The 26,891-nt window shown below is 71.5% G+C and carries 24 protein-coding genes; 14 read left to right on the plus strand and 10 right to left on the minus strand.

The window, feature by feature from the left end; genetic code table 11:
* Positions 1-6 precede the first annotated feature (6 nt).
* The 4 genes from O7601_RS26215 to fabG all read right to left on the minus strand — a co-directional run bounded on the left by O7601_RS26215 (position 7) and on the right by fabG (position 3,434).
* On the minus strand, positions 7-876 hold the full coding sequence (locus tag O7601_RS26215) for an HAD-IIA family hydrolase (protein ID WP_281563738.1): 870 nt from the start codon (positions 874-876) through the stop codon (positions 7-9).
* Positions 825-1,856, minus strand: coding sequence for a ferrochelatase (locus tag O7601_RS26220; protein WP_281563739.1), 1,032 nt, complete (start codon positions 1,854-1,856; stop codon positions 825-827). The genes O7601_RS26215 and O7601_RS26220 overlap by 52 nt, the downstream gene beginning before the upstream one ends.
* A gap of 79 nt (positions 1,857-1,935) precedes the next feature.
* Positions 1,936-2,703, minus strand: a complete 768-nt coding sequence (gene fabI / locus O7601_RS26225; RefSeq protein WP_281567044.1) for an enoyl-ACP reductase FabI — start codon at positions 2,701-2,703, stop codon at positions 1,936-1,938.
* Positions 2,704-2,729: 26 nt separating this feature from the next.
* Positions 2,730-3,434 carry a 3-oxoacyl-ACP reductase FabG gene (gene fabG, locus O7601_RS26230; RefSeq protein ID WP_281563740.1) on the minus strand — a complete coding sequence of 235 codons (705 nt, stop codon included), beginning with the start codon at positions 3,432-3,434 and terminating at the stop codon, positions 2,730-2,732.
* 151 nt (positions 3,435-3,585) lie between these two features.
* Here fabG and O7601_RS26235 point away from each other — a divergent pair, with 151 nt between their 5' ends.
* The 5 genes from O7601_RS26235 to O7601_RS26255 all read left to right on the plus strand — a co-directional run bounded on the left by O7601_RS26235 (position 3,586) and on the right by O7601_RS26255 (position 8,114).
* On the plus strand, positions 3,586-4,869 hold the full coding sequence (locus O7601_RS26235) for a histidine kinase (protein ID WP_281563741.1): 1,284 nt from the start codon (positions 3,586-3,588) through the stop codon (positions 4,867-4,869).
* Positions 4,866-5,531 (plus strand): response regulator transcription factor, encoded by a 666-nt coding sequence (locus O7601_RS26240; protein WP_281563742.1) that lies wholly within the window; start codon positions 4,866-4,868, stop codon positions 5,529-5,531. The genes O7601_RS26235 and O7601_RS26240 overlap by 4 nt, the downstream gene beginning before the upstream one ends.
* 97 nt (positions 5,532-5,628) lie before the next feature.
* Positions 5,629-6,531: an alpha/beta fold hydrolase gene (locus O7601_RS26245; RefSeq protein ID WP_281563743.1), complete on the plus strand. Its 903-nt coding sequence runs from the start codon at positions 5,629-5,631 to the stop codon at positions 6,529-6,531.
* Positions 6,528-7,655 carry an acyltransferase family protein gene (locus O7601_RS26250; RefSeq protein ID WP_281563744.1) on the plus strand — a complete coding sequence of 376 codons (1,128 nt, stop codon included), beginning with the start codon at positions 6,528-6,530 and terminating at the stop codon, positions 7,653-7,655. Before O7601_RS26245 ends, O7601_RS26250 begins: the two co-directional genes overlap by 4 nt.
* Before the next feature lie 300 nt (positions 7,656-7,955).
* The gene (locus O7601_RS26255) at positions 7,956-8,114 is read left to right on the plus strand and encodes a hypothetical protein (protein ID WP_281563745.1); all 159 of its coding nucleotides are present in this window, start codon (positions 7,956-7,958) and stop codon (positions 8,112-8,114) included.
* 120 nt (positions 8,115-8,234) lie between these two features.
* Here O7601_RS26255 and O7601_RS26260 read toward each other — a convergent pair whose 3' ends face one another.
* The 3 genes from O7601_RS26260 to O7601_RS26270 are packed head-to-tail and all read right to left on the minus strand — an operon-like array spanning position 8,235 to position 11,280.
* The gene (locus tag O7601_RS26260; protein WP_281563746.1) at positions 8,235-9,185 is read right to left on the minus strand and encodes a VWA domain-containing protein; all 951 of its coding nucleotides are present in this window, start codon (positions 9,183-9,185) and stop codon (positions 8,235-8,237) included.
* A complete protein-coding gene (locus tag O7601_RS26265; protein ID WP_281563747.1) occupies positions 9,182-10,195 on the minus strand; it encodes a DUF58 domain-containing protein in 1,014 nt (337 codons plus the stop codon). Before O7601_RS26265 ends, O7601_RS26260 begins: the two co-directional genes overlap by 4 nt.
* The gene (locus O7601_RS26270) at positions 10,174-11,280 is read right to left on the minus strand and encodes a MoxR family ATPase (protein WP_281563748.1); all 1,107 of its coding nucleotides are present in this window, start codon (positions 11,278-11,280) and stop codon (positions 10,174-10,176) included. Before O7601_RS26270 ends, O7601_RS26265 begins: the two co-directional genes overlap by 22 nt.
* Before the next feature lie 234 nt (positions 11,281-11,514).
* Between O7601_RS26270 and O7601_RS26275 the strand changes: the two genes are divergently transcribed.
* From O7601_RS26275 to O7601_RS26285, 3 genes are all read left to right on the plus strand, one after another.
* Entirely contained in the window at positions 11,515-11,787 is a 273-nt protein-coding gene (locus O7601_RS26275; protein ID WP_281563749.1) for a hypothetical protein, read from the plus strand.
* Positions 11,788-11,994: 207 nt separating this feature from the next.
* Complete coding sequence (locus O7601_RS26280) at positions 11,995-12,525, plus strand: PH domain-containing protein (protein WP_281563750.1); 531 nt, start codon at positions 11,995-11,997, stop codon at positions 12,523-12,525.
* 71 nt (positions 12,526-12,596) lie between these two features.
* Positions 12,597-14,120 carry a PH domain-containing protein gene (locus tag O7601_RS26285; protein ID WP_281563751.1) on the plus strand — a complete coding sequence of 508 codons (1,524 nt, stop codon included), beginning with the start codon at positions 12,597-12,599 and terminating at the stop codon, positions 14,118-14,120.
* Positions 14,121-14,138: 18 nt separating this feature from the next.
* On the opposite strand, the gene O7601_RS26290 is transcribed toward O7601_RS26285, so the two are convergent.
* Positions 14,139-15,164, minus strand: a complete 1,026-nt coding sequence (locus O7601_RS26290; protein WP_281563752.1) for a phosphatase PAP2 family protein — start codon at positions 15,162-15,164, stop codon at positions 14,139-14,141.
* A 115-nt stretch (positions 15,165-15,279) separates the two neighbouring features.
* On the opposite strand from O7601_RS26290, the gene O7601_RS26295 reads away from it, so the two are divergent.
* On the plus strand, positions 15,280-15,684 hold the full coding sequence (locus tag O7601_RS26295) for a hotdog domain-containing protein (RefSeq protein ID WP_281563753.1): 405 nt from the start codon (positions 15,280-15,282) through the stop codon (positions 15,682-15,684).
* The gene (locus O7601_RS26300; protein WP_281563754.1) at positions 15,681-16,517 is read left to right on the plus strand and encodes an MBL fold metallo-hydrolase; all 837 of its coding nucleotides are present in this window, start codon (positions 15,681-15,683) and stop codon (positions 16,515-16,517) included. Before O7601_RS26295 ends, O7601_RS26300 begins: the two co-directional genes overlap by 4 nt.
* 48 nt (positions 16,518-16,565) lie before the next feature.
* On the opposite strand, the gene O7601_RS26305 is transcribed toward O7601_RS26300, so the two are convergent.
* Positions 16,566-17,501 (minus strand): PfkB family carbohydrate kinase, encoded by a 936-nt coding sequence (locus O7601_RS26305; protein WP_281563755.1) that lies wholly within the window; start codon positions 17,499-17,501, stop codon positions 16,566-16,568.
* Between the two features lie 404 nt (positions 17,502-17,905).
* On the opposite strand from O7601_RS26305, the gene O7601_RS26310 reads away from it, so the two are divergent.
* Positions 17,906-19,021: a lytic polysaccharide monooxygenase gene (locus O7601_RS26310; protein ID WP_281563756.1), complete on the plus strand. Its 1,116-nt coding sequence runs from the start codon at positions 17,906-17,908 to the stop codon at positions 19,019-19,021.
* A 62-nt stretch (positions 19,022-19,083) separates the two neighbouring features.
* Here the strand turns inward: O7601_RS26310 and asnB are convergent, their stop codons facing one another.
* Positions 19,084-21,045, minus strand: a complete 1,962-nt coding sequence (gene asnB / locus O7601_RS26315) for an asparagine synthase (glutamine-hydrolyzing) (RefSeq protein ID WP_281563757.1) — start codon at positions 21,043-21,045, stop codon at positions 19,084-19,086.
* A gap of 133 nt (positions 21,046-21,178) precedes the next feature.
* Here asnB and O7601_RS26320 point away from each other — a divergent pair, with 133 nt between their 5' ends.
* From O7601_RS26320 to O7601_RS26330, 3 genes are all read left to right on the plus strand, one after another.
* Entirely contained in the window at positions 21,179-22,660 is a 1,482-nt protein-coding gene (locus tag O7601_RS26320; protein WP_281563758.1) for an aminopeptidase P family protein, read from the plus strand.
* A gap of 363 nt (positions 22,661-23,023) precedes the next feature.
* Complete coding sequence (locus O7601_RS26325) at positions 23,024-24,778, plus strand: right-handed parallel beta-helix repeat-containing protein (protein ID WP_281563759.1); 1,755 nt, start codon at positions 23,024-23,026, stop codon at positions 24,776-24,778.
* Between the two features lie 351 nt (positions 24,779-25,129).
* Positions 25,130-26,800, plus strand: coding sequence for a hypothetical protein (locus O7601_RS26330; protein WP_281563760.1), 1,671 nt, complete (start codon positions 25,130-25,132; stop codon positions 26,798-26,800).
* Positions 26,801-26,891: the final 91 nt, after the last annotated feature.

A 26,891-nucleotide genomic window follows, 5' to 3' on the forward strand; every position in this document is an offset into this window, starting at 1 on the left:
GCCCGCTCAGACCTCGTCGATCAGGTCGGCGACCGAGCCGACGATGCGGGAGGGGCGGTACGGGTAACGCTCCGCCTCCGCCCGCGAGCTGATCCCGGTCAGCACCAGGATGGTCTCCAGCCCGGCCTCCAGGCCGCAGAGGATGTCGGTGTCCATCCGGTCACCGATCATCGCGGTGCTCTCCGAGTGTGCGTTTATCGTGTTCAGGGCCGACCGCATCATCATCGGATTGGGTTTGCCGACGAAGTACGGCTCCACCCCGGTGGCCTTCGAGATCATCGCCGCAACCGAGCCGGCGGCCGGCAGGGCGCCCTCCACCGAGGGTCCGGTGGCGTCGGGGTTGGTGCAGATGAACCGGGCCCCGTCGTTGATCAGCCGGACCGCCTTGGTGATCGCCTCGAAGCTGTAGGTCCGGGTCTCGCCCAGCACCACGTAGTCGGGGGCGAAATCGCTGAGCACGTAGCCCACCGCGTGCAGGGCGGTGGTCAGCCCGGCCTCACCGATGACGTATGCGGTGCCGCCCGGCCGCTGGTCTGCCAGGAACTGGGCGGTGGCCAGGGCGGACGACCAGATCGCCTGCTCCGGCACGTCCAGGCCCATCCGGGCCAGCCGGGCCTGGAGATCGCGCGGTGTGTAGATGGAGTTGTTGGTCAGCACCAGGAACGGCTTGCCGGAGGCACGCAGCCGCTTGACGAACTCCGGCGCGCCCGGCACCGGCTGGCCCTCGTGCACCAGCACCCCGTCCATGTCGCTGAGCCAACTCTCGACGGGCTTACGGTCCTGCATGATCATCCTCAGGGGTGTCGGCGGGTTCGCCGCGGCGGTCAGGACGGACGGCGGGCCGGGACGCAGCAGACCGTGGGACAGGTGTCCCACATCGGCAGTTCGCCCAGCCGACGGCGCGACTCGACCCCGTCGGGGTCGATCCGTTCCCGCACCAGTTCCCGCACCATGGTTACGTAACGCGGGTCGGTGCCGGGGGTACCGGCGCGGACGAAGTCCACCCCGAGCCGCTTGGCCGTGTCCAACGCCTCGGTGTCCAGGTCCCACACCACCTCAAGGTGGTCGGAGACGAAACCGATCGGGCTGACCACCACCCCGGTCACGCCCTGCTCGGCGAGCGCCTCCAGGTGGTCGTTGATGTCCGGCTCCAGCCACGGCACGTGGGGCGGGCCGGACCGGCTCTGCCAGACCAGGTCGTACGGCAGGTCCGGGGCTGCCGCCGCGTGCACCAGCCGGGCCGTCTCGGCGAGTTGGGCGGTGTACCGGCCGCCGTGTGGGCCGGCGCTGTCGGCCGCCGAGATCGGCACCGAGTGTGCGGTGAACACGAGCCGGGTGCTGTCCCGGCGCGCCGGGTCGAGCTGGGACAGCGCGGAGCGCACCGCGTCGGCGTGCGGCTCGACGAAGCCGGGATGATCCCAGAACTGGCGCAGCTTCTCGATCACCGGCGCGTCCGGACCGACCGCAGCCCGCGCGGCGGTGATGTCCTCCTGATACTGCCGGCACGAGGAGTACCCACCGAAGGCGCTGGTGACGAACGCCAACGCCCGTCGTACGCCGTCGTCACGCATCTGGGCCACCGTGTCGGCGAGCATCGGGTCCCAGTTCCGGTTGCCCCAGTACACCGGCAGGTCGAGCCCGTTGGCGGCGAAGTCGGCGCGGACCGCCGCCAACAGCTCCCGACACTGCTGGTTGATCGGGGAGACCCCGCCGAAGTGCTGGTAGTGCTCGGCGACCTCGGCCAGCCGCTCCGGCGGGACGCCTCGCCCCCGGGTCACGTTCTGCAGGAACGGCAGCACGTCGTCGGGCCCCTCCGGGCCGCCGAAGGACACCAGCACCACCGCGTCGTACGCCATGGGTCCATTCTTGCCGGTGGCCTGCGGCGCCCCGGCAACGCCCCCGGGTCCCGGCCGTTAACAGCGCCCCGGTTACACCTCAGGCGCCGACCGCGTGGTACCCGCCATCGACGTGCACGATCTCGCCGGTGGTAGCCGGGAACCAGTCCGACAGCAGGGCGAGACAGGCCCGAGCGGCCGGTTCCTGGTCGGTGAGGTCCCAGCCCAGCGGGGCACGTCCGGCCCAGGCGTCCTCGAACTGCTCGAAGCCGGGGATTGACTTCGCGGCCATGGTGCGCAGCGGCCCGGCGGCCACCAGGTTGCTGCGGATGCCCTGCTTGCCCAGATGCAGGGCGAGATAGCGGGAGGCCGACTCCAGCCCGGCCTTGGCCACGCCCATCCAGTCGTACACCGGCCACGCCTGGCTGGCGTCGAAGGTCAGGCCGACCACCGAGCCGCCCGGCGACATCAGCGGCAGCGCCGCGACCGCCAGGGACTTGTAGGAGTACGTCGAGACGTGCAGCGCCGTCGACACGTCCTCCCAGGAGGCGTCGAGGAACCCGCCACCGAGGCAGCTCTGCGGGGCGAAACCGATCGAGTGGACCAGTCCGTCGAGGCCGTCGACGTGCTCGCGGACCTTGTCGGCCAGCCCGGCGAGGTGCTCGGGGTCGGTCACGTCCAGCTCGATCACGGGTGCCGGCTCGGGCAGCCGCTTGGCGATCCGCTCCACGAGTGACAGTCGGCCGTAGCCGGTGAGCACGACCTGGGCGCCGTTCTCCTGAGCGAGCTTGGCTACCGAGAAGGCGATCGAGGCGTCGGTGATGACGCCGGTGACGAGCAGCCGCTTACCGGCCAGCAGTCCGGACATTACGCTCATTCCTCCGTGCTCAGGATTCAGTGACCCATGCCCAGGCCACCGTCGACCGGGATGACCGCGCCGGAGACGTACCCGGCGCTGTCGCCCGCCAGCCAGGTGACCACCGCCGCCACCTCGTCCGGGCTGGCCATCCGGCCCGCCGGGATCGACTTGAGGATCTCGGCCTTGCGCTGGTCGGTCAGCCCGGCGGTCATGTCGGTCTCGATGAAGCCCGGCGCGACCACGTTGGCGGTGATGTTCCGGCCACCCAGCTCCCGGGTGATCGAGCGGGCCACCCCGACCAGGCCGGCCTTGCTGGCCGCGTAGTTGACCTGACCGGCGCCACCGGACAGGCCGACCACCGAGGAGACGAAGATCATGCGCCCCCACCTGGCCCGCAGCATCTTCCCGGAGGCCCGCTTGGCGCAGCGGTACGCGCCGGTCAGGTTGGTGTCCAGCACCCGGGTGAACTGCTCCTCCGACATGCGCAGCAGCAACGTGTCGTCGGTGATGCCCGCGTTGGCGACCAGCACCTCCACCGGCCCCAGCTCCGCCTCGACCGCCGTGAAGGCCGCTTCGACGGACTCGCCGTCGGTGATGTCGCACTGCACACCGAACAGCCCGTCGGGGGCTCCGCTGCCCCGGTGGGTGACCGCCACCCGGTCACCCTGCTTGGCAAAGGCCTCGGCGATGGCCAGACCGATCCCCCGGTTGCCCCCGGTAACCAGCACAGTTCGCGACACGGTGCGTCCCTCCCAAAGATCGCTGCGGCTTGGAGACTAGGCGCTACCGCACGGTAATCACTAACCGCCGCACGTCATACCCGGGTACCACTGGATGGATCACTCCCTGGTCGCACGACGGAGCCGGCCACTCGAACTACCCTGCCGGGATATGGACCGCAGTACCGTCCGTGTCGCCCTGGCGGGGCTGCGCCGCACCGTGATGGGACCGGACTATCCGGCGAGGCGCCCACCGCTGGACCGGCTGCGGCACCGGCCCCGCACAGCCGCCGTGCTGCGCACGATCGGGCTGCTGGTGCTGCTCGGGCTGGCCCTGATCACCGCGCAGTTCCTGCTGGACACCCGGCGCCTGCCCATCGCCACCGCGTGGGTCATCGCGCTGCTCACCGTCGCGCCGCTGCCCCTGCTGCCCACCCGACCACTGCTGGCCTGGCGGATCATGTTCATCGGGCAGCTCTTCGGCACCTTCAACCGGCGCACGACGGACGACGCCGTGGTGCTCGGACCCGCCACCTACGAGTTCTGGCCGTGGAACCCGACGCAGGTCCTGGTCATCGTCGTCGTGCTGATCACCGTGGCGGCACGGGTCGACCGGGCCGTGCTCGCCTGGACGGGACTGTTCAGCCTGCTGCCGGTCTGGATATTCGTGCCGCCCGGCAATCAGGTGGGCGTCACCCTGCTGTTCGTGGTGCTGCTGATCGTCGGCGACCTGCTGCGGCACAACCTGCTCACCCGACGGGCGCTGGCCGAGCAGGCCGAGGTGAGCGAGTTGGAGAAGGCGAGGCGGGCGGTGCTGGAGGAGCGCACCCGCATCGCGCGGGAGCTGCACGACGTGGTCGCGCACCACATGTCACTGATCGCGGTGCAGGCCGAAAGCGCGCCGTACCGACTCGCCGTGCCCGAACCGGCCCGGGCCGAATTCAGCTCCATCGCCGAGGCCGCCCGGGCGGCGCTTACCGACATGCGGCGGCTGCTGCACGTGCTGCGCAGCGAGTCGGAGGGCATTCGGACCGCCCCGCAGCCGACGCTTGCCGAACTACCCGCGCTGGTGGCCGCCGCGCGGCGGGCCGGCATGACCGTGGAACTGGACAGCGACGTCGCCGACGAGCCGCCAGCACCGGTCGGGCTGGCCACCTACCGGATCGTTCAGGAAGGGCTGGCCAACGCGGCCCGCCACGCGGCCGGCGCAGAGGTGCGCGTCACGGTCCGCGATCGCCCCGGTGCCCTGACGGTACGCATCCAGAACGCCGCCAGCGGGACCCCGGCCAGCCCGGACGCACGCGGTGGCGGACAGGGACTGGCCGGCATGCGCGAGCGGGTCCTCGCCCTCGGCGGCAGCTTCACCGCCTGCCCCACCGCCGACGGCGGCTACGCGATCGACGCGCTGCTGCCGGCCGGCCCGCCGCCATCCGACGAGCCGAAGGACCCAACATGACGATCCGGGTGCTGATCGCCGACGACCAGGCGATGGTTCGGCAGGGCTTCGGCGCCCTGCTGGCCGCCCAGCCGGACCTGCTGGTGGTCGGCGACGCCGCCGACGGTGCTCAGGCGGTCGCGCAGGCCCGCCGACTCGACCCCGACGTGGTGCTGATGGACGTGCGGATGCCGGTGCTCGACGGCCTCGCCGCGACCCGCAAACTCCTCGGCGACCGGCCGAGCGACAGGCCACGTGTGCTCATCCTCACCACCTTCGACCTGGACGACTACGTCTACGAGGCGCTGCGCGCCGGAGCCAGCGGCTTCCTGCTCAAGGACGCCCCCGCCGCCGATCTGATCCACGCGGTACGCGTCGTCGCCGGCGGCGACGCGCTGCTCGCCCCGACGGTCACCCGCCGCCTGATCGCCGAATTCGCGGCCCGGCCACACCGGCGGCGGCCCCGACCCACAGCCCTCGCCGCGCTCACCCCACGCGAGACCGAGGTGCTGCGGCTGATCGCCCAGGGGCGCTCCAACACCGAGATCGCCGCCGAACTGGTCGTCGCGGAGCAGACCGTCAAGACCCACGTCGGCCGGATCCTGGCCAAGCTCCAGTTGCGCGACCGCGCCCAGGCCGTCGTGCTCGCGTACGAGACCGGACTGGTCGCCGCCGGGGAGTAGCTCCAGCGTGGTAGCCACGAACGGCTCCCCGGGTTGACGACCGGCACCACCCCGCCGACACATCCTGCCCTCCACGACCAGGTGGAGGGAGCACGTGATGGTGGGTGGCAAGTTGTTACGGCTGGGCCTCGCGGCGGTGCTGGCGAGCGGGCTGGTACGGCAACCGGCGGGGCCGCCCGACGCCGCCCCGGCCGGCTTCGTCGAGGCGTACCCGTCGACTGCCGCCGCGATGCAGGCCGCCGGAGCGCCGTACGCCCGCTGGGCCGCGCAGGGTCGGCAGTTCCTGGCCTTCGACCCGCACGGCGACGGCCGGGCCGTCGAGGTCCTCGGTGACCTCGCCAGTGCCGATCGGGTCGTGGTGCTGGTGCCGGGCGTCGGTGCCCGGCTTGCCGACTTCGACCGCGGGCTGGGCGGAGTGCCCTGGCGCGCCCCGGCGCAGCAGGCCCGAGACCTGCGTGCCGCCTTGCACGCCGCCGATCCGCACGCCAGGGTGGCCGTCCTGGCCTGGCTCGGCTACGACCCGCCCGACGGCGTCGCCACCGCAGCCACCCCGGTTGCCGCCCGCCGGGGTGCCGACCAGCTCGGTGACCACCTGCGCACACTGGCCGGGCAGCTACCGGCCACTCGCATCACCCTGGTGGGTCACAGCTACGGCGGGCTTGTCGTCGGGCTGGCCGCCATGGACGCCCCGCCGCAGGTCACCGACCTGGTCACCCTCGGCGGTGTGGGTGTCGGCGCGGAGCATGCCGACCAATTCGGCCCGGTCCGCGTCTGGGCGGCCGAGGCACCGGACGACTGGATCCGGCGGGTGCCCCAGCTCCGCCTGCCCGGGTTGGGACACGGGATCCGGCCGGCCGACCCGTCCTTCGGTGCACGGCCGCTGCCGGCCGCCTCGACCGGCCACGACGGTTACCTGCTGCCCGGCGGGCCGACCCTGGCGGCAGTCGCCGAGGTGGTGCTGTGTGGTGCGACAGGCACAGCGGCGGGAGCGACCCGATGAGAGGCCGGCGCACCGCCCGCCGACCGGCTCGGGACCCCCTCGTCGACGGGCTGCGCGCATTCGCCGTCGCCGGAGTGGTGCTCGGTCACTGGCTCGTCACCGGCCTGGTACTCGACGCGGAAGGCGCGCTGAACCTGGCCAGCCCGCTCACCACGATGCCGACCCTGGCCCCGGTCAGCTGGGTGTTGCAGACCCTCGGGCTGTTCTTCTTCGCCGCCGGTCACGCCTCCGCCCGGTCGGCTGACCGGCATTCCGGATCCGCCTGGGTGACACACCGGCTGCGGCGGCTGCTCCTGCCCGCGATCGCCCTGCTCGGCACCGGGTCAGCCGTACTGCTGGCCGCTGCCGTCGCCGGCGTCCCCGACGGCACCCTGTCGGTGGCGCTGACCCTGGCGATCAGCCCTCTCTGGTTCCTGGCCCCCCTGCTCGCCCTGGTGGTCCTCACCGGCCCGCTGCGCGCCGCCGTACACCGCTGGGGCACGCCGCGCTGCGCGGTCACCGCGGCGGCCGTGGTGGCCAGCGCCGACCTGGCCGTGCGGCTGCTCCCGGCCGGCACCTGGCTGCCACCGGTGACGGTGCTGGCAGCCTGGGCCGTGCCGTACCTGCTGGGACTGGCCCACGCGGACGGCCGACTGAGCCGACGGCGTGACGCCCGCTGGCTGGCTGCCGCCGGGGCGGTCGGACTGGCCGCCGTACTCGCCCTCGGCTATCCGGTCAGCGCGGTCGGGATCCCCGGCGAGGGCCGATCCAATCTCGATCCGCCATCATTGCTCGTGGTGGCGCTCGCGGTGACCCAGACAGGTCTCGGCCTGTTGGCCCGGCCGACACTGGTGCGACTGCTGTCCCGGCCGCTGCCTCGCAGGCTGGCCAGCGGGATCAACCGGCATGCGGTACGCATCTACCTCTGGCACCAGCCGGTGCTGGTCGCGGTGGTGGTGCTCGCCGCACACGGCGGGACCGCCCTGTCGGGGCTGCACACCGCGCCGGACGATCCGAGCTGGTTGCTGGCCCGGATCGGTTGGCTGCCGGTGCTCACCGCCTTGCTGGTGCTGCTCGTCCGGCGCGGCGAGCCCCGGCCGACGACGGCACCGGTCAGCGGCGGCCGGGCCGCCGTCGACCGATGAACGGGCGCGTTCCCGTCGGCCGGTCAGCCGAGTGGGCCGGGCGCAAACCCGGGTGTAACATGATCCGCGTTTGTGGGTCGCTCGGCGGCCCGCGTCGCCCCGGAATCCGACCGCAGGAGGTGATCGCTGTGCGAGATAGCGATCCTCCCAGTCGTGGCCGGGCCGACCGCCAGCCACGCTGAGCCCCGCTCCGCCTGAGCTGGCCCGCTCCCCGGGGTATCCGTCCCGCCGCCCCGCTTCCCTAATCGCGGCGTCCGATCGGATGGGTACTGCCGGAAAGCAGCCCGGTCACGACTTCGCGTGTGCGCGTCCCGATCCACCCCTCTCGCGGTCCGCCCTGCCCGGGCCGCCAGTCGCCACGTCGGAGCTGTCATGAGCCGCTACGTCGCCCCGCTGGGCTTCACCCTCGCCGCCGTCTGGGTAGCCGTCCTCTTCTTCCTGGCCAGCGCCACCCACTGACCCACCGCCACCCCTTGTCTTCGTCGACGATCATGAGGTTAGCGGGCGGTTTGATCTCCAAATCAGCCGCTAACCTCATGATCAACGAAGACATTCGGGCCGGGGGCGTGGGGCGGAGGGTCAGATCATGCGGGAGGACCAGAGGAGGCTGAACGCACCGGCGCAGAGGGCCAGCAGCAACGCGATGCCGGCGTACCATTGGGTGATCTCTCTCGGTTCGGTGCGGAAGCCGATCGAGCTGCCCATGTCCTGGTAGACCTGCTTCAGCTCGTTGACGGTGGCCGCCTCGTAGAAGAACCCCTCGGTGGTCTCGGCCAACTCGGCCAGGGCGAGCCGGTCAACCGGCACCCGCTGCAACTGACCGCCGATGTCGACGTGCCCCGAGTCGGTGCCGAAGGCGATGGTGGAGACCGGCACGTTCGCCGCCTGCGCCGCGGCGGCCGCCTCCTCCACCGACCGCCCGGCGGTACGGAAGCCGTCGGAGAGCAGCACGATCCGGGCCGGCGGGATACCGGCCGCCCCGTCGGCCGGCACCGACCGGATCGCCTCCAGGCAGGTGAAGACCGCCTCGCCGGTGGCCGTCGCCTCCGCCAGCACCAGCCCGTCGATGGCAGTGGTCACCGCCGGACGGTCCTTGGTCGGCGGCACCAGCACGTTCGCCGACTTGGCGAACGAGACCAGCCCCAGGTTGTACGTCTCCGGCAGCTCCGCCACGAACTGCATGGCCGCCTCCTGGGCCGCCTCCAGCCGATTCGGTGGCACGTCGTCGGCCTGCATGGACAACGACACGTCGATGGCCAGCATGATGGTGGCCCGTTCCAACGGCTCCCGGGTGTCGACCGCGGGCCGGGCCAGCGCACCGGCCAGCACCAGCAGGGCCAGCAGGAACGCGGTGGCCGGCAGGTGCCGACGCCAGCCGAGCCCCTTCGGCGCCACGGTACGCAGCAGGTCCACATTGGTGAACCGCAGCGCGTAGTCGCGCCGGCGCAGCTGCCGCCAGACGTACAACGCGGCGAGGGCGAGCACCGGCAGCACGGCCAGCAGCCACCAGGGTTGCAGCAGTCGAATCATCGTGTCGTCCCTCGGGTGCGGGCGTGCCGCTGGGCGGCCACGAAGCGCACCATGTCCAGCAGCCAGTCTCGATCGGTACGCAGACGCAGGTGGGCGGCGCCGGCGGCGCGCAACGCGGCGGAGATCTCGGCCCGCTGGGCCGCGGCGGCTGCCGCGTAGCGGTGCCGCAGGCTCGGGTCGGCGGTCTGCACCTCGTGCAGTTCGCCGGTCTCGGGATCGATCACCGGGAGCACCCCGACGTCGGGTAGTTCCAGCTCCCGCGGATCGACCACCTCGATGGCGAGCAGGTCCTGTCGTACCCGCAGCTTGCGCAGCGGACGCGCCCACTGGGCCGGCGGGGCGAGGAAGTCGGAGATGACCACCGCGACACCGCGCCGCCGGGGTGGCCGGTTGAGCATGTCGATGAGCGCGCCGAGGTCACCGCGGCCGGGCCGGATCTCGGTGCCGGCGATGGCCCGCAGCATGCCCTGGGCCTCCTTGCGTCCGGACCGGGCTGGCAACCGGGCCAGCCGCCCCGGGCCGGCCGGGGGCGGCTGCCGCCGACCACGGCGGGGCGCCGGCACATCGCCGCCGCTGCCGACGACCGCACCGATCCGGTTGCCGCCCCGCACGGTCAGGTGCGTGATGGCCGCGGCTGCCGCGATCACCACGTCCCGCTTGAGCCACCGGCCGGTGCCGAAGTCCAGGCTCGCCGACAGGTCCACCGCCAGCCACGTCTCCAGCTCACGGTCGGCCACGGTACGCCGCACGTGCGGGGTGGTGGTGCGGGCGGTCACCGGCCAGTCCATCCGGCGCACGTCGTCGCCGGGGCGGTACTCGCGCGACTCGCCGGCCTCGCTGCCCGGCCCGGGTAGCAGGCCCGCGTAGTCGCCCTGGAGCAGGCCGTCGAGTTTGCGGGTCACCAGCAGTTGCAGGCGGGACAGAACGGCACCGGAACGGTTGGTGGCCGCCAGCGGGTCCGGCTCACCGGGTCGAGGGGTGGTCGAGGTCACGGCCGCTGCCCGGGCCACCCCGAGGTAGGCGCCGCCGCCCCGACGGGCGGGGTGGCCTGCTGCCGGGGTGCCACCGACGGCAGCGGGATGGTCGACATCACCCGATGCACCACATGGTCGGCCGGTACGTCGTCGGCGAGCGCGTCGTAGCTGAGCACCAGCCGGTGCCGCAGGATGTCCGGCGCGATGTCCTGCACGTCCTGCGGCAGGGCGTAGTCGCGACCACGCAGCAGCGCCAGCGCCCGGGTCGCCCGGACCAGCCCGAGCGAGGCCCGCGGGCTGGCACCGTACTGGATCAGTTGCGCGACGTCGGGCATGCCGTGCTCCGCTGGCGTACGGGTGGCCAGCACCAGCCGGACCGCGTAGTCGACCAGGGCATTGTGTACGAAGACCTGGTCGGCCTTGTGTTGCAGGGCGATCAGGTCCTCGGTGTCGAACACGGCGGTGGGCTCCGGCGACGCCACGCCCATCCGGTAGACGATCTCCCGCTCCTCGGCGTCGGTCGGATACCCCACGATGATCTTCATCAGGAAGCGGTCCCGCTGCGCCTCCGGCAGCGGGTACACGCCCTCCTGCTCGATCGGGTTCTGCGTCGCCATCACCAGGAACGGGTTCGGCACCCGGTGGCTCTCGCCGCCGATCGACACCTGCCGCTCGCTCATCACCTCCAGCAGCGCGGACTGCACCTTCGCCGGTGCCCGGTTGATCTCGTCGGCGAGCAGGAAGTTGACGAAGACCGGGCCCAGCTCGACGTCGAACTTCTCGCTGGACTGCCGGTAGATCCTGGTGCCCATGATGTCCGCCGGCACCAGGTCCGGGGTGAACTGCACCCGGGCGAACGATCCGCCGACCACCTTGGCGAGGGTCTCCACCGCGAGCGTCTTGGCCACCCCCGGCACGCCCTCCAGCAGACAGTGCCCGCGGGCGAGCAGCGCGACGAACATCCGCTCGACCATCCGGTCCTGCCCGACGATCACGCGCTTGATCTCGAACAGCGCCCGCTCCAGCAGGGAGGCGTCCTGCGCCGGCGTGGTCGGCGGTGCGGGCACCTGTGGTTGCGCCCCGTTCGGCGGCGGGGTGTCGGGCGTGGTCGGCTGGGCCACTGGTCCTCCACAGCGTGATCGGTCGTCGCGGCGTGTGCGGTACCAAGCCTCGCATGCCCGACTGAGTACCGACGGAGGGAGCGACCGATTTCCGCCACGCCGTTCCGGGACGGAGGAATCGCCGATCGCCAGTGGACAAAAGCCGCCCCGGCGTGTGTACCATTCATCCGTCGCCGGGCGGCTTCCCCCGTGGCCGCCCGGCGCTCACTCTTCCCCGGTCCTAGACTGAGCGGAATGACCCACCCCGACAGCCCCGCCGAAGCACTGACGTGTTCGGCCCGTGGGTGTCGAGCCGCGGCCCGATGGGCACTGCGCTGGAACAATCCCCGTCTGCACGCGCCGGAGCGGCGCAAGACCTGGCTCGCCTGTGACGTGCACCGGTCGTCACTCGGCGACTTCCTCGGCGCGCGGGCCTTTCTGCGCGAGGTCACCCCGCTGGCGGGATCGCCTACGCTCGAAGAGTGGACGCGTACAACGAAAGGCCGGCACCGTGAGCGCGAGGAGTGAGCTTGCGAGCCCCGCAGTCGCGAACGAAAGGCCGGCACCGTGAGCGCGAGGAGTGAGCTTGCGAGCCCCGCAGTCGCGAACGAAAGGCCGGCACCGTGAGCGCGAGGAGTGAGCTTGCGAGCCCCGCAGTCGCGAACGAAAGGCCGGCACCGTGAGCGCGAGGAGTGAGCTTGCGAGCCCCGCAGTCGCGAACGAAAGGCCGGCACCGTGAGCGATGACGCGCCCGAGGTCCGGCCGCCGGCCGCGCCGACCAGCCCGCTCGAACCGTGGCCGGAGACCGTCCAGTGGCAGTCGATATCGACCGACCTGATCTGGGTGGAGCTGCTGCGCCTGGCGGCCGGGGTGGCCGTCGTCTCGGCGGTACTCGGTGTCGGTTGGGCGCTTACCGGTTCCTGGCCGTTCGGCTTGGCGCTCGGTGCCGTCGGGCTGTTCGCTCTGTGGCGCGTGGTGACCATCGTCCGGGCGGTACGGGCCTGGGGCTACGCCGAACGTGACGACGACCTGCTGGTGCGGCACGGTCTGCTGGTCCGCCGGCTGTCGATAGTCCCGTACTCGCGGATGCAGTTCGTCGACGTGAGCGCCGGCCCGCTGGAGCGGGCATTCGACCTGGCGACCGTGCAGTTGCACACCGCTGCGGCGGCGAGCGACGCCCGGGTGCCGGGGCTGCGTCCGGCGGAGGCATCCCGGCTGCGGGACCGCCTGACCGCACTCGGCGAGGACCGGGCGGAAGGGCTGTGAGCGGGTCGGCCGGTCCGGGTCCGGACCGGACGCCACCCACTGCGGAAGAGCGCAGTCACGTTCGGGACACGGTGGGCGATCAGGCTTCCGGTCGGCCCGCCGAACGTGCCGTACCGGCGATGCCCGCCGAGGCACCACCGTTCGACCACGCCGTGCCGGCGGTGTCCGAGGCACCACCACCGGGCGAGGGCTCGCAGCCGGGCACCTACCAGCTGGCGGGGCCGTCATCGCCGGGCGGCACGCCGCAGCCGCCCGCCGGGTGGGTCGGTCCACCGCAGCCGGATCCGTCGGCGCGGCAACGGCTGCATCCGTTGAGTCCCGCGCTGCACGGCGCCAAGTCGCTGGTCGTGGTCATCGCCGGGTTGTCCTGGTCGACTCTGTCCCGGGTCGGGTTCGGGTGGTTCGCCGCGATGGTGGTCGTGCTCGCGCTCGGCGCGAGCGTGCTGGCCGTGGTCAGCTGGTACAACACCGGCTACCAGGTCGTGGGCCGGGAACTGCGCATCCACGAGGGGCTGCTCTGGCGGCGTACCCGGGCGATCCCGCTGGAACGGCTCCAGGCCGTCGAGGTGGTCCGGCCGCTGCTCGCGCAGCTCACCGGGCTGGCCGAGCTGCGCCTGGAGGTGGTCGGCGGCGGCAAGACCGAGGCACCGCTGGCATACCTCAGTGTCGCCGAGGCCGCGGCGCTGCGGCAGCGCCTGCTGACCCTGGCCGGTCACCCCTCCGGTGCCGCGCCGACGGGCCCGGCGCAGTCGGTGCCGGCCGGCGCAGAGGCACCCCCACCGCCCGGCCGTCCGCTGCACTCGGTGAGCAACCGGGACCTGCTGATCAGCCAGCTGCTGACCCCGCAGGCGTTCCTGCTGCCCTTCGGCGTGGCTTTCGTGGCTACGCAGTTCCTGTCCGAGGGGTCCTGGTCCTTCATCGCGGTGGCCAGCACGCTCACCGCGATGGCCGGTGTCCTGCTGCAACCCGTCCGCCGGGTGCTCGACGACTGGCGGTTCCAGCTGGCCCGCGACGACGACCGGCTGCGCATCCGCAACGGCCTGCTGGAGACCAGGTCGCAGACCGTACCGTTGCACCGGGTGCAGACCGTGCGGGTGACCTGGCCGTTGCTGTGGCGGATGAAGGGCTGGCTGCGGCTGCGGCTGGAGGTGGCCGGTTACGCCGCCGGTGAGGCCGACGAACGCAACCGGCCGGACCGGCTGTTGCCCGTAGGTGACCAGCCGACCGGCGAGATGATCGTCGCCGAGGTGCTGCCCGGGGTGGCGCTGTCGTCGCTGCCGCTGCGGCCACCACCGGCTCGGGCCCGCTGGGTCAACCCGCTGAGCCGCCAGGTGCTCGGTGCCGGCCTGACCGAGCAGGTGCTCGCCGTCCGTTCCGGTTTGCTCACCCGCCAGCTGACGATCGTGCCGTACGCCCGGTTGCAGAGCGTCCGGGTGGTGCAGGGGCCGGTGCAGCGCATGCTCGGGTTGGCCACCGTGCACGCCGACACCGCGGGTGGGGCCGGCGCGGCGGCGGCGGACCGGGACCTCGCCGACGCCTGGGCCCTGGCGGCGGAGTTGACCGCCCGGGGCCAGGCCGCCCGGCGCGCGGGCTGACCTGACGCGGCGACGGAGTCAGCGGGGAGCGGGCACGGCGGAGGACGTCACGGGTGCCTGCTCGGCGGTCGAGGTGTCGGTCGGGGCGGCGCGGGCCTTCCGACGGGCCCACCAGCGTTCGGCCCATCCGACCGCCAGGAAGGTCATCCCGACGTACGCCCAGCCGACCAGCACGTCGATCACGTAGTGCTCACCGCTGTAGACCAGCGTGAAGGTCATCGCCAGCGGATAGGCCAGCAGCAGGGGCCACCAGCGACGTCGGACGTTACGCAGGAAGAACAGCACCACGAACAGGGCGAAGGCGGTGTGCAGCGACGGCATCGCGGCCACCGGGTTTGAGGCCAGCTGCCCGGCGTTGAGCAGGTTGCCCGCGCCGTGCATGCCGAACGCCTTCCAGCCCCGGGTGGAGATCCGGGCGACCTCCTCGATCAGCCCGTTCTGCGCCGCCCACCACGGTGGCGCGGCCGGGTAGAGGAAGTAGGTGATCAGGCCGGTGGCACAGAGAAAGAACCAGCGGCGCATGAACGCCGCCCACCGGCTGCGCTCGAGCATCCAGAGCACCGCGGCGGCGGCCAGCGCCGCCACGAAGTGCGAGAAGTACACCCAGCTGACCAGGACGTCCCACCAGCGCACCTCTGGCTGGTACAGGTGCTGCTGCAACCAGACGGTCGGCACCTGGCCGTCCATGGCCCAGCCGAACATCAGGCGGTCGGCCAGGATCAGCTCGTAGGCGTGCGGCACGGTCCCGTCGTGGTAGGCGAACCCGCGGGAGAGGTTGTAGGCGACCAGCAGCAGCACCACCGGCACCCAGTCCCGGGCGAAGCGCAGGTGGCTGCGCCACGGGCGGGCGGAGTACCAGGCGATGGTGCCGGCCCAGATCCAGAAGAACGCGTACACCGGATCGGTGGGTAGGCCGATGACGAGCCACCCCGCCACGAAGGCGACGCCCCAGACCGACATCGCGATCACACGGCGGCGCCCGCCGTCGCGCGGGGCGGGCGGCTCGGTCGGGGCTGGGGGCTGGGGGTCGGTCGCGGCAGACATCGCGGACAAGGTTAGCGGCGACCTGCGCCCGACCGGCGGCAGGAGCACCTGCGGCGTAGTGGCGCATCTGCCCGGCCGCGTGGCCCGGGCTCCGCCGAGCACCTACGCTGTGGCCATGCGGGAGCCAACGGACCAAGCCCTGGCCCCGGGTCTGACCGCCCGGGTCGAGTTGACCGTCACCGACGCCGACACCGCCCAGGCGGTCGGCTCCGGCGACGTTCCGGTGCTCGGCACGCCACGGGTGCTCGCCCTGGCCGAAGCGGCGACCGTGGCCGCGACCGCCGGCCACCTGCCGGACGGCTCGACCACCGTGGGCACCCGGGTGGAGTTGGAGCATCGGGCCGCGACAGCGGTGGGCCGCACGGTCGCGGCGCAGGCCCGGCTGACCGAGGTGGAGCGGCGTCGGCTGGTGTTCGAGATCACCGTCACCGAGGGCGGGCAGACCGTCGCCGAGGGGCGGGTGGAACGGGCCCTGGTCGACCGGCACCGGTTCCTGGCACGCGCCGGCGGGGCAGCATGACGACGGTCGGCCGGTTCGTCGAGGTCGCCGACCGGGTGCTCGTGCTGCGTGAGCCGGTGCTCGCGGTCAACGTCACGTTGGTGCTGGGCGACGGCGCGGCGCTGCTGGTGGACACCCTCTCCACCGTCGGGCAGGCGACCGAGCTGGCCGCCGCCGTACGCGCGGTCACCACCGACCCGTTGACGCTGGTGAACACCCACCACCACTTCGACCACTGTTTCGGCAACGCCACGCTGGCCGGTGATCCGGCCCGCCCGGTCTGGGCGCACGAACTTGCCGCTCTGACGATCCGCGACGAGGCGGACCGGCTGCGCCGGGAGGCGTACGCGGAGTTGCAACCCACCCATCCGGAACTCGCCGCCGAGCTGGCCGACACCGCACTGCTGGCGCCCACCCACACCGTACGTACCGAGGCGGTCCTCGATGTCGGCGGCCGACAGGTGGTGCTGCGCCATCCGGGGCGGGGGCACACCGACGCCGACCTCGTCGTGCAGGTGCCCGACGCCGACCTGCTGGTCGCCGGTGATCTTGTCGAGCAGGCCGGTCCGCCGGCGTTCGAGGACTCGTACCCGTTGCAGTGGCCGGACGCGCTCGCCGAGCTGTCGCGGTCGATCTCACCGGCGACGGTGGTCGTACCCGGCCACGGCGAGCCGGTCGACGGGGAGTTCCTCCTGGCCCAGCACGCGCAACTGGTGGAGCTGGCCTGGCTGATCCGGGCGGGGCACACCGGCGGCGCACCGCCGGAGCGGGTGGCCGCCGACGCCCCGTTCCCGGCCCGGCACGCGCTGGCCGCCGCCCGGCGCGGGTACGCCGAACTCGACGGCACCGCCTGACCTCGTCCCCGCGATCGACGTCGACGGCCAGCCTGGCCGGGCTGACCGTCAGTCACCGAAGCGCTGGCGCACCTCGTCGCGGGTGGGCATGGCGACCGCGCCGCCGGGGCGTTCGCAGACCAGGCCGGCCACGCGCAGGGCGTACCCGACCCGCTCGTGCCAGCCGGACGGGCCGACCGGCTCGCCGCCGGTCAGCAGGTCGGCGACGAGGGCGGCCATCACCGAGTCACCCCCGCCGGTGGCGTCGACGGCGTCGACCTTCGGGGCGGGTACGCGTACCGGATCGGCATCTGCGGCGGCGACCACCGCGCCGGCCGCGCCGAGGGTGACCACGACCGTGGCCGCACCGAGTTCGCGCAGATAGACCGCCACCGACTCGACCGGCTCCCCGGGATAGAGCAGTTCCGCGTCGGCGGCGCTGAGCTTGACCAGGTGCGCCCCGGCGGCGAACTCGGCGACCACCTCGCGCAGTCCGGCCAGCGCCTGCGGGCCGGCCAGCAGCCGGGCACGGACGTTCGGATCGAACACTCGCAGCCCCGGGGCCGCCGCCCAGGCCCGGCGGGCGGCGGCCAGCGTCGTCGGCGCCAGTAGCACGATCGAGCCGCAGTAGAGCACCTGAGCGCCCTCGACCAGCGCGACGTCGAGTTCGTCGGGACCGAGCAGCGCGTAGGAGGGCGGCTCGCCGTAGAAGCGGAAGTCCGGTTCCACGCCGGAGAAGGTGGCCACTGCCAGCGTGGTCGGCACCGCAGCGGTCACCGCGCCGGTCAGGCCCACCTGCTGCGCAGTGAGAAAGTCCCGGATCCGGCCGGCGAGCACGTCGTCGCCGAGCGACCCGACGAACTGCACCGCCCCACCGAGCCGGGCGACACCGACGGCGACGTTCAGCGGTCCACCCCCGATCGCCTGCCGGTAGACCGGCGCGCCTTCGCACTCGGTGTCCAGCAGGTCGACGAGCGCCTCGCCGAGCACCACCGCGTATCCCATCGTCAGGTCCTTCCGTCTGCCGTACGTGATGCCCAGGCTGGCACAACGGATGTGTGCCGGGCGTGGAAGCCACCGTATTGGCGCGACCTGGGTGTCGTGCAGCGGGCCGCTTCCACGTATCGAGGAGCGACTATTGCGCCGAGCGATCCGGCGTGGTGGGATGGTGGTGCCGGGTGACGCGGGGGCTGCGCGTCCACCGGCGCCGGGCTCCACATCGCGCGAGGGCATTCACGCGTCGACACTCCGCCGGCGACAGCGTGCCGGGCTGGGCCATCCGTCCCCATCAGCACGGTCGCCGCGTAGTCGCATTTTCGCCCGCAGCAGCGGGGGCGGCACCATACCCGCCACCCGCGCGTTCGGCGGGGCGCACCCACGCAGTGCGCTCCGCGAGTCAGGAGAAACCCGTGCACCGTTCACGCTTGGCCGCGCTGCTAACCGCGGCCTTCACTCTTCTCGCGGGTGCGGTCGTCGTGACCGCCAGCCCCGAGCCGGCCGCCGCCCACGGCGCGGCGATGACGCCGGGCGCCCGCACCTTCCTGTGCTGGCGCGACGGCCTCACCCAGACCGGTGAGATCAGGCCGAACAACCCGGCCTGTGCTGCCGCCGTCGCGCAGAGCGGGACGAACTCGCTCTACAACTGGTTCAGCGTGCTGCGTTCCGACGCCGGCGGTCGCACCACCGGCTTCATCCCGGACGGCCAGTTGTGCAGCGGCGGGGCCACCGGCTTCCGCGGCTTCGACCTGGCCCGCAACGACTGGCCGCTGACGCACCTGACGGCCGGCCGATCGATCGAGTTCAAGTACAGCAACTGGGCCCACCACCCGGGCACGTTCTACTTCTACGTCACCCGGGACAGCTGGAGCCCCACCCGGGCGCTGGCCTGGAGTGACCTGGAGGCCCAGCCGTTCCTGACGGTGACCAACCCGCCGCAGCGCGGTGCGGTCGGCACCAACGACGGTCACTACTACTTCACCGGGAACCTGCCCTCGAACAAGAGCGGCCGGCACATCATCTACTCCCGTTGGGTCCGCTCGGACAGCCAGGAGAACTTCTTCGGCTGCTCCGACGTGGTCTTCGACGGCGGCAACGGTGAGGTGACCGGCATCGGCGGCAACCAGACCACGCCGCCGCCGAACCCGACCACCCCGCCGCCGAACCCCACCACCCCGCCGCCGAACCCGACCACGCCCCCGCCGAACCCGACCACCCCGCCGCCGGGCCCCGGTGGCTGCACCGCCACGGTCAAGGTGACCAGCAGCTGGTCCGGCGGATTCCAGGGTGAGGTCGAGATCCGAAACACCGGCAACTCAGCGCTGAGCGGCTGGACCGCGAACTGGAGCTGGCCCGGTGGTCAGCAGATCAGCCAGGTCTGGAACGCCACCCAGACCACGTCCGGATCATCGGTGACGGCCCGCAACGTGTCGTACAACGGCTCCGTCGCAGCCAACGGCAGTACGACGTTCGGCTTCCTCGCCAGCGGCAGTGGCGCGACGCCGACGGCGACCTGCGCCAGCAGCTGATCCAGCACCACGAAGAAGGGGGCCCCGTCTCGGGGCCCCCTTCCGCTTGTCCGCGATCGCCGTCAGCGCACCATGGAGCCCACGACGGGCTTGGTCAGCAGGGCCGACTGGTTGCGCTGGATACCCGGGTCGAGAGTCTTCGCGACGAAGATCGCGTGCCAGATGCAGAAGATCAGCACCGTCCACACCTTGCGGGAGTGGTCGAACTCCTCCCGCTTGTGCTCCTCCAGCAGACGCAGCGCGTACGACAGGTCGAGCAGCTCGCCGGCGCCGGAGGTGGACAGCACGTGCCGCGCCCACTCGTACATCTCGCCGCGCAGCCAGACCCGGGTCGGGGTGGGGAAGCCCAGCTTCTTGCGGTTGACGATGGCCGGCGGCACCACGCCCTGCAACGCCTGGCGCATCGCGTACTTGGTGGCGTCGGAACGCGGCGGCAGCTTCAGCTCGACCGGAATCTTCGCCGCCACGTCGAACACCGCCCGGTCGAGGAAGGGCACCCGCACCTCCAGCGAGTGGGCCATGGAGATCCGGTCCGCCTTGACCAGGATGTCGCCGCGCAGCCAGGTGTAGAGGTCGACGTACTGCATCTTGGTGACGTCGTCCAACTCGGTGCACTCGGCGTAGATCGGCGCGGTCACGTCGGTGTAGCGCACCGAGGGGTCGTAGCGGCGCAACAGCTGCTGCTTCTCCTCCTCGGTGAACATCCGGGCGTTGCCGTAGTAGCGCTGCTCGATCGGCGTGGTGCCGCGTTCCAGGAAGCTCTTGCCCTTGACCCCCTGCGGGATCGCCTTGGAGACCGCCCGCAAGCCTTTCTGCACCCCGTCGGGCAGCCCGTTGACCCCGCTCAGCGAGAGTGGCTCCCGGTAGATCGTGTAACCGCCGAAGAACTCGTCGGCGCCCTCGCCGGAGAGCACCACGGTGACGTGCTCGGCGGCCTTCTTGGCGACGAAATAGAGCGGCACCAGCGCCGGGTCGGCGACCGGGTCGTCCAGGTGCCAGACGATCTTCGGTAGCGCCTCGATCATGTCCTGCGGCCCGATCTTGGTCGGGATGGTGGTCACGTCGAGGTGGCGGGCCGAGTCCTGGGCGACGTCGATCTCGGAGTAGCCCGGCACGTCGTAGCCGACGGTGAAGGTGAGGATGTTCGGGTTGAACTCCCGCGCCAGGGCGACCACCGCGGTGGAGTCGATGCCGCTGGACAGGAACGAACCGACCGGCACGTCGGAGCGCATGTGCATGCGTACGCTCTCGCGCAACGTCTCGCGGATCTCGTGGTAGAGCTTCTGCTCGTCGGAGACCGGAGCGGGCCGGAACACCGGCCGGTACCAGCGCCGTACGTCGATCCGGCCGCCCGGGGTCCAGGTGAGGTACTCCCCCGAGCCGATCCGGTTGATCCCCCGGTGCAGGGTGCCGGGCTCGGGGACGTACTGCAGGGTCAGGTAGTGGCTGAGGTTGGCCGGGTCCACCCCGGCATCCCCGGCGTACGCCGACTGGGCGAAGGGCAGCAGGGCCTTCTTCTCCGAGGCGAGGTAGAGCCCGTCGGCGGTCTCCAGATAGTGCAGTGGCTTGATGCCGTAGTAGTCGCGGGCACCGAACGCGCGACGCTCCTGCCGGTCCCAGATGACGAAGGCGAACATGCCCCGCAGCCGGGTGAGTACCTGCTCGCCCCAGTAGTGGTAACCGGCGACGATGACCTCCCCGTCGCCGTTGGTGGCGAACCGGGCACCGAAGTCGCGGATCAACTCCTCGCGCAGCTCGATGTAGTTGTAGATCTCGCCGTTGAAGGTCAGCAGGTAACGCCCGTCGGCGTAGGGCAGCGGCTCGTGGCTGAGCGCGACGTCGATGATCGCCAACCGCTTGTGGGCGAACACTCCGTCCGCGTACCGGCCGGAGGCGTCACCGACCACCTCGACCCCGGTCTCGTCCGGGCCGCGGTGGTGCAGGCATTCCAACGCTCCGGCGATGTTGTCGCGGTGGGCGGCGGCATCGCCGCGCGCACTGAAGAAGGCCAGGAGTCCGCACATGTCCGTCATCTTTCCACGCGTGCTGTTCGGCCGTCGCGGCACTGTCGGCTCACCGCGACGGCCACCGGTGGGTTGGCCCCGCCCGGGTTCGCGGTACCGTCGGGACCAGCATTGAGGCGAAGGGAGCCGGGCAATGACCGAGGAACGCACCGACGGCAAACCGACCGACGGCACCGAGTCGCACGACCCGGATTTCCCGCCCGCGTTCCTGTCGTTCATGCGGCGGGGCTGGCAGGACACCACCCTGCCGGTCGGCCCGCGGCCGGAGGTGCCGAACTACGCCAAGCGTCGGGCCGCCCTCTCGGCGGCCTTCCCGGGCGAGACGTTGGTGATTCCCACCGGCGGCGAGAAGGTACGCGCCAACGACACCGAGTACCGGTTCCGGCCGGGCAGTGACTTCGCGTACCTGACCGGGGACCACGACCCGGACAGCGTGCTGGTGCTGCGGCCGACCGGCTCCGGCCACGACGCCACGCTGTACATGCGGCCCCGCTCCTCCCGGGAGAACGACGAGTTCTTCCGCAGCCGGCACGGCGAGCTGTGGGTGGGCCGGCGACACACCCTGACCGAGAAGTCGACCGAGTTGGGCATGCCCACCGCCGACCTGACCGAGTTGGAGTCGGCGCTGGCCGGGCTGGCGCCCGCGCGTACCCGGGTGCTGCGCGGCTTCGACGCGCGGGTGGACACCGCGGTGCGGCCCTGGGACGGCCCGCGCGAGGAGGGACAGCCGGCCCGCGACCGTGAGCTGGCGATCGCCCTCGCGGAGCTGAAGCTGGTCAAGGACGAGTGGGAGATCGCCCAGCTCCAGGAGGCCATCGACGCCACGGTACGCGGCTTCGAGGATGTGGCCCGGGCGCTGCCGGCCGACCGGGGCGTCTCCGAGCGGCTGTTGGAGGGGGTCTTCGCGCTACGGGCCCGGCACGACGGCAACGACGTCGGCTACGGCTCGATCGTCGGCGCCGGTGAGCACGCCACGATCCTGCACTGGGTGCACAACCACGGCGTCACCCGACCGGGTGAGCTGCTGCTGATGGACATGGGTGTGGAGGGACGGCACCTCTACACCGCCGACGTGACGCGGGTGCTGCCGGTCGACGGGCGGTTCACCCCCTTGCAGCGCCAGATCTACGACATCGTGTACGCCTCGCAGCAGGCCGGCATCGAGTTCATCAAGCCGGGGGTGGCGTTCAAGGACGTGCACCGCACCTGCATGCGGGTGCTCGCCGAAGGGCTGGCCGAGCTGGGGCTACTGCCGGTGAGCGTGGACGAGGCGATGGACGACAACTCCACCGTCTACCGTCGGTGGACCCTGCACGGTTTCGGGCACATGCTCGGCATCGACGTGCACGACTGCACCAACGCCCGCAAGGAGATGTACCGCGACGGCACCCTGGGCGAGGGGTACGTGCTCACCGTCGAGCCGGGGCTGTACTTCCAGCCGGAGGACGAGCTGGTGCCGGAGGAGTTGCGTGGCATCGGCATCCGGATCGAGGACGACGTCCTGGTCACCACCGCCGGCGCGGTGAACCTCTCGGCGGGCCTGCCGCGCCGCTCCGACGAGGTGGAGACCTGGTTGGCCGAGCAGCGCGAAGCCGGGCCGCGACTGCCCGGCTGACCGGAGCGCCCGACTGGTCGGGCGGTACGCGTCGACCGGTTCCCCAGCTCGCCGAGCTGGGGAACCCGCAATCAGGAGGGCGGACCCTCGCCGGAGCGACCAGACTGTCGCTCCCGGCGGGGGTCCGCCCTCTTCTGTCCTGTGGGACAAGCGTTTGTCCTGGTCAACCGCTTTCCACCAGATCTTGCGCGATGACGTGAGTGCGCCCGATCAGGTGCCAATGCGGGGTTGTTTCGGATTCATCCCTGTCGCGAGGAACATTCTCATACGGTGGTCATCAGAGGCTGCAACCTATTTGTAGCTGATCGCACCCATTCGCTCGGTGCGAACCAGTCTGGTAGCAGGAAAGGGCGGAAGGCTCTGATGTCTGATGACGTGACCACTTCCTACGGTGGGCCGCCCCCGGCACCACCACCCCCGGCGCCGCCGGGGCTTCGACGACGAAAACTATGGCTCACCGCGGGCGTCGCCGGTCTGACCGGCGTGGTCGGTCTGGCCGCCCTGGGTGGGGTGGCCGCCCGCGACGACCGATCCGGCGCGTCGGGCCGGACGGACGCGAACGCCCGGCAGAACGTCAGCGACGCCGGTAAGGCCGACACGACCGAGAACGGCGACGCCAAGGACGATTCGGCCGGCGACCATGCCGGCCGCAAGGGCACCGGGCGCAGGGACGATGGCGGTGGCGACAAGGACCGCGTCCACCAGGTGCCCTGCGACACCGACAAGCTGATCCAGGCCATCGTGCACGCCAACCAGAACCGGGGCGGCGTACTCGGCCTGGCCCGGTACTGCACGTACGAGCTGACCCGCAGCGATGACGGCAACGGGCTTCCGGTGATCACCAAACCGATCACCTTGAAGGGCGACGACAGCAAGATCGTTCGGGCCGCGAACGTGGAGCGGTTCCGGATCCTCAACGTCGGCCGAGGTGGTCATCTGACGCTGAAGGGCGTGACGGTCAAGGGCGGCCAGACCGCTTCGGGCATGACGACCGCGGCACCGGTCACGGGACTGGAACTCGGCACCGTGAAGCCCGCCGGGACCGCACCGGCGGCCAAGGCCAAGGCGGCCACGGCGAAGGCGAAGGCGGCCGAAGCGAAGGCGGCCGAAGCGAAGGCGGCCGCGGCGAAGCCCACGACCGACGGGGCCACGGCAGACGGGGCCAAGGCGACACCGGCGGCGAAGCCGTCACCGACGGCCGGGGCCGGCGGAGCCGACGTCGCTCCGCCGAGCATCGCCGCCGACGGCGTCGACGGAGGCGGAATCCTCGTCCAGCGGGGCGGCACCGCAGACCTGGAGCACAGCCGGATCGTGCAGAACCAGGCGACGCGCAACGGTGGTGGCATCGCCAACTTCGGCACCACCACGATCCGCCACAGCACGGTGGAACAGAACAGTGCCGGCGGTTTCGGGGGCGGCGTGTTCAGCACGGGCACCCTGCGGGTCGAGGAGTCGAAGATCGTTTACAACAACTCGGGCACCGGAGGCGGCGGTATCGCCAACGGGTCCACCCCCAACGGGTTCGCCGGCACGGGCGGCACGGTCTGGATCTGGAAGACCACGGTCAGCCACAACCGGACCGGGGTGCTCGGCGGCGGCGTCTTCGTCAACGGTGGCGACACCACCGCCGTCCAGAGCCAACTCGCCGACAACACCAGCAGCCTCGATGGTGGCGGCCTGGTCGCCCTCGGCGACAGCCGGCTCAGCCTGGAACACACCCTGGTCGTCCGAAACTTCGCTAGCGACGACGCCGGTGGCCTCGGGATCGCCGAAGACTCCACCGCGGTCATCGCCCACAGCGTGGTCAAGGAGAACGTGGCCGCCAACGGAGCGGCGGGCGGCCTGTTCAACGATGGCGCCTCGGTAACCCTGCGCGACTCCGAGCTGTGGGCCAACCACGCCTCGGGTACGGCCGGTTTCGCGGGCGGCCTCGCCAACCAGGACGGGGTGACCACGCTCATCCGTACCAAGGTCGCGGACAACGTGGCCACCAACGCACCCGGCGGCATCTACACCGACAACGACCAGGTGGAGATCGACCGGAAGTCGGCGGTCACGGGTAATCGACCGACCAACTGCATCGGCAGCCCGGTCATTCCCGAACGCTGCTTCGGCTGACCCATCGCCGAGGCGAGCGACGAGCAACAGGACAGCAACACCACATAGAGGGGCTCCTCCGTGGCGCTCAGCGCCGGGGAGGAGCCCCACCTTCGTCCCGGTTCTTCCTCCTCCAGGACCATCCGCGCGGGTCAGAGCAGGTCCGGGCGGAAGGCACCCCGGCATGCCGGTCAGCACGGACCTGGGGCCGCTGACCACCGGCGTACCTAATGTGGGGTTATTTCGGATAAGCACTTGAGGCGAGGAACATTCTCATACGGTGGTTCTGGGAGCTACAACCGATTTGTAGCAGGGGACGCTCGCCTGTGCGTGACGACCCTGTCTGGTACGACGAGAGGGCAGAGAGCTCCGATGTCCAACTACGTAGCTAAGAACAACGCCAGCGAGTCGGAGGCGACGCCCAAGCGGCGTCGTAAGCTCTGGCTCGCCAGTGGCGTCGCCGGGCTCACCGGCGTGGTCAGCATCGCCGCCGTCGGGGTCGCCACCGGCGCCGGCGCGGTCGGTACCGATGGTCTGCGCTGGTCCACCGCCCAGCAGGTCAGCAGGGACGGCGACCAGAATGCGGTCGCCCCCGAGGGGCACAAGGGCAAGAAGGAGGACCGGGCCGACGACGCCGCCGACGAGCGTGCCCGGCACGACCAGAAGCGGGACGGCGAGAAGCGGGACCACGGCAAGGACGTGCCCTGCGACAGTGACAAGCTGATCCAGGCCCTGGTCTTCGCCAACGAGAACCACGGCGGTGTGCTGAACCTGGCCAAGGGGTGCACCTACACCCTGACCCGTTCCGACTACAGCGACGGAACCGGCCCCAACGGGCTTCCGGTGATCACGGAGAACGTGGTGCTCAAGGGCCACGACACCAAGATCGTCCGGGATGCCACGGCCGAGGAGTTCCGGATCCTCAACGTGGGTCGCGGCGGCAACCTGACCGTCAAGGGCCTGACCATCAAGAACGGCCAGACCCGGGCGTTGCCGGTCAACGGCGACACCCCGGAAGCCGTCTGGTCGCTGTTCTCCAACTCCGTCGAGGCGACCAAGGCCGCCGAGGCGAAGAAGGAGTACCTGCCGTTGCTCCAGGCCGAGCCGAAGGGCATCGCGGCCAAGGCCAAGGCCGCGAGCGCGCCGTCGGTGCTGGTCGACCCGGAGTCGAACGACGGCGGAGGCGTGCTCGTGCAGCCCGGCGGCACCGCCTCCTTCGAGGAGACGCACATCGTCGCCAACCAGGCCGGTGGCGTCGGAGGTGGCCTGGCCAACTTCGGCAAGGCCAGCCTCTACCACACCACGGTCGCCGACAACACCGCCTTCCTCTACGGTGGCGGCATCTTCAACGCGGGCGTGCTGCGGGTGGCCGAGTCGACCGTGAAGAACAACGACGCGATCATCGGCGGTGGCGGCATCGCCAACGGCGCGGCGTTCATCTTCCGCCGGGACATCGACGGCGGTACGGCGTGGATCGAGAAGACCGAGATCACCAGCAACGAGGTGCTCGGCTTCGGCGGCGGCGTGCTCGACATCCAGGGCAACACGACCGTCCGGTACTCGAAGGTCACCGGGAACACCGCGCTCCTGGCCGGCGCCGGGGTCACCGCGGCCGGCGACGACAGCACCCTCGAACTGGCGCACGCGGAGGTCGCCAAGAACACCACGGCCGGCGTCGGCGGTGGGTTGGCGCTCGGTTTCCGCGCGATCGCCAACGTCGAGGAAACCAAGATCGTCGAGAACAAGGCCGGCTTCTTCGGCGGTGGCGTGTTCAACGGCACCGGTGAGGCGACCTTCCGGCACAGCGAGATCAGCGGCAACCGGGCCGTCGGTCCGCTGGGCGTCGGCGGTGGCATCTTCACCGTCGCCGGTGTGATCGACCTGGAGAAGACAAAGGTGGCGTACAACTTCGCCACCCTCACCGCTGGCGGGGTCTTCAGCTTCCTCGGTGAGGTGAACGTGGACGACAAGTCGGCCATCACGGCCAACAAGCCGACCAACTGCGCCGGCACCTTCACCCCGATCCCGAACTGCTTCGGCTGATCGACGCGGTACCGGCTCCGCCGGACCGAGGTGACAGGACTTCGGCCCCGCCGGGACGATCCAGCAGGATCGGACCGGCGGGGCCGAGGCG

This window comes from Verrucosispora sp. WMMD573 (genome assembly GCF_027497175.1).
GTDB lineage: Bacteria > Actinomycetota > Actinomycetes > Mycobacteriales > Micromonosporaceae > Micromonospora.

Bases quoted from the DNA above. Each gene is read 5' to 3' on its own strand.
- O7601_RS26260 (WP_281563746.1), bottom strand. From the start codon at position 9,185: ATGATTCGACTGCTGCAACCCTGGTGGCTGCTGGCCGTGCTGCCGGTG.
- O7601_RS26220 (WP_281563739.1), bottom strand. From the start codon at position 1,856: ATGGCGTACGACGCGGTGGTGCTGGTGTCCTTCGGCGGCCCGGAGGGG.
- O7601_RS26325 (WP_281563759.1), top strand. From the start codon at position 23,024: ATGTCTGATGACGTGACCACTTCCTACGGTGGGCCGCCCCCGGCACCA.
- O7601_RS26300 (WP_281563754.1), top strand. From the start codon at position 15,681: ATGACGACGGTCGGCCGGTTCGTCGAGGTCGCCGACCGGGTGCTCGTG.
- O7601_RS26275 (WP_281563749.1), top strand. From the start codon at position 11,515: ATGACCCACCCCGACAGCCCCGCCGAAGCACTGACGTGTTCGGCCCGT.
- O7601_RS26240 (WP_281563742.1), top strand. From the start codon at position 4,866: ATGACGATCCGGGTGCTGATCGCCGACGACCAGGCGATGGTTCGGCAG.
- O7601_RS26245 (WP_281563743.1), top strand. From the start codon at position 5,629: ATGGTGGGTGGCAAGTTGTTACGGCTGGGCCTCGCGGCGGTGCTGGCG.
- O7601_RS26295 (WP_281563753.1), top strand. From the start codon at position 15,280: ATGCGGGAGCCAACGGACCAAGCCCTGGCCCCGGGTCTGACCGCCCGG.
- asnB (WP_281563757.1), bottom strand. From the start codon at position 21,045: ATGTGCGGACTCCTGGCCTTCTTCAGTGCGCGCGGCGATGCCGCCGCC.
- O7601_RS26290 (WP_281563752.1), bottom strand. From the start codon at position 15,164: ATGTCTGCCGCGACCGACCCCCAGCCCCCAGCCCCGACCGAGCCGCCC.
- O7601_RS26250 (WP_281563744.1), top strand. From the start codon at position 6,528: ATGAGAGGCCGGCGCACCGCCCGCCGACCGGCTCGGGACCCCCTCGTC.
- O7601_RS26320 (WP_281563758.1), top strand. From the start codon at position 21,179: ATGACCGAGGAACGCACCGACGGCAAACCGACCGACGGCACCGAGTCG.
- O7601_RS26330 (WP_281563760.1), top strand. From the start codon at position 25,130: ATGTCCAACTACGTAGCTAAGAACAACGCCAGCGAGTCGGAGGCGACG.
- O7601_RS26235 (WP_281563741.1), top strand. From the start codon at position 3,586: ATGGACCGCAGTACCGTCCGTGTCGCCCTGGCGGGGCTGCGCCGCACC.
- O7601_RS26305 (WP_281563755.1), bottom strand. From the start codon at position 17,501: ATGGGATACGCGGTGGTGCTCGGCGAGGCGCTCGTCGACCTGCTGGAC.
- fabI (WP_281567044.1), bottom strand. From the start codon at position 2,703: ATGTCCGGACTGCTGGCCGGTAAGCGGCTGCTCGTCACCGGCGTCATC.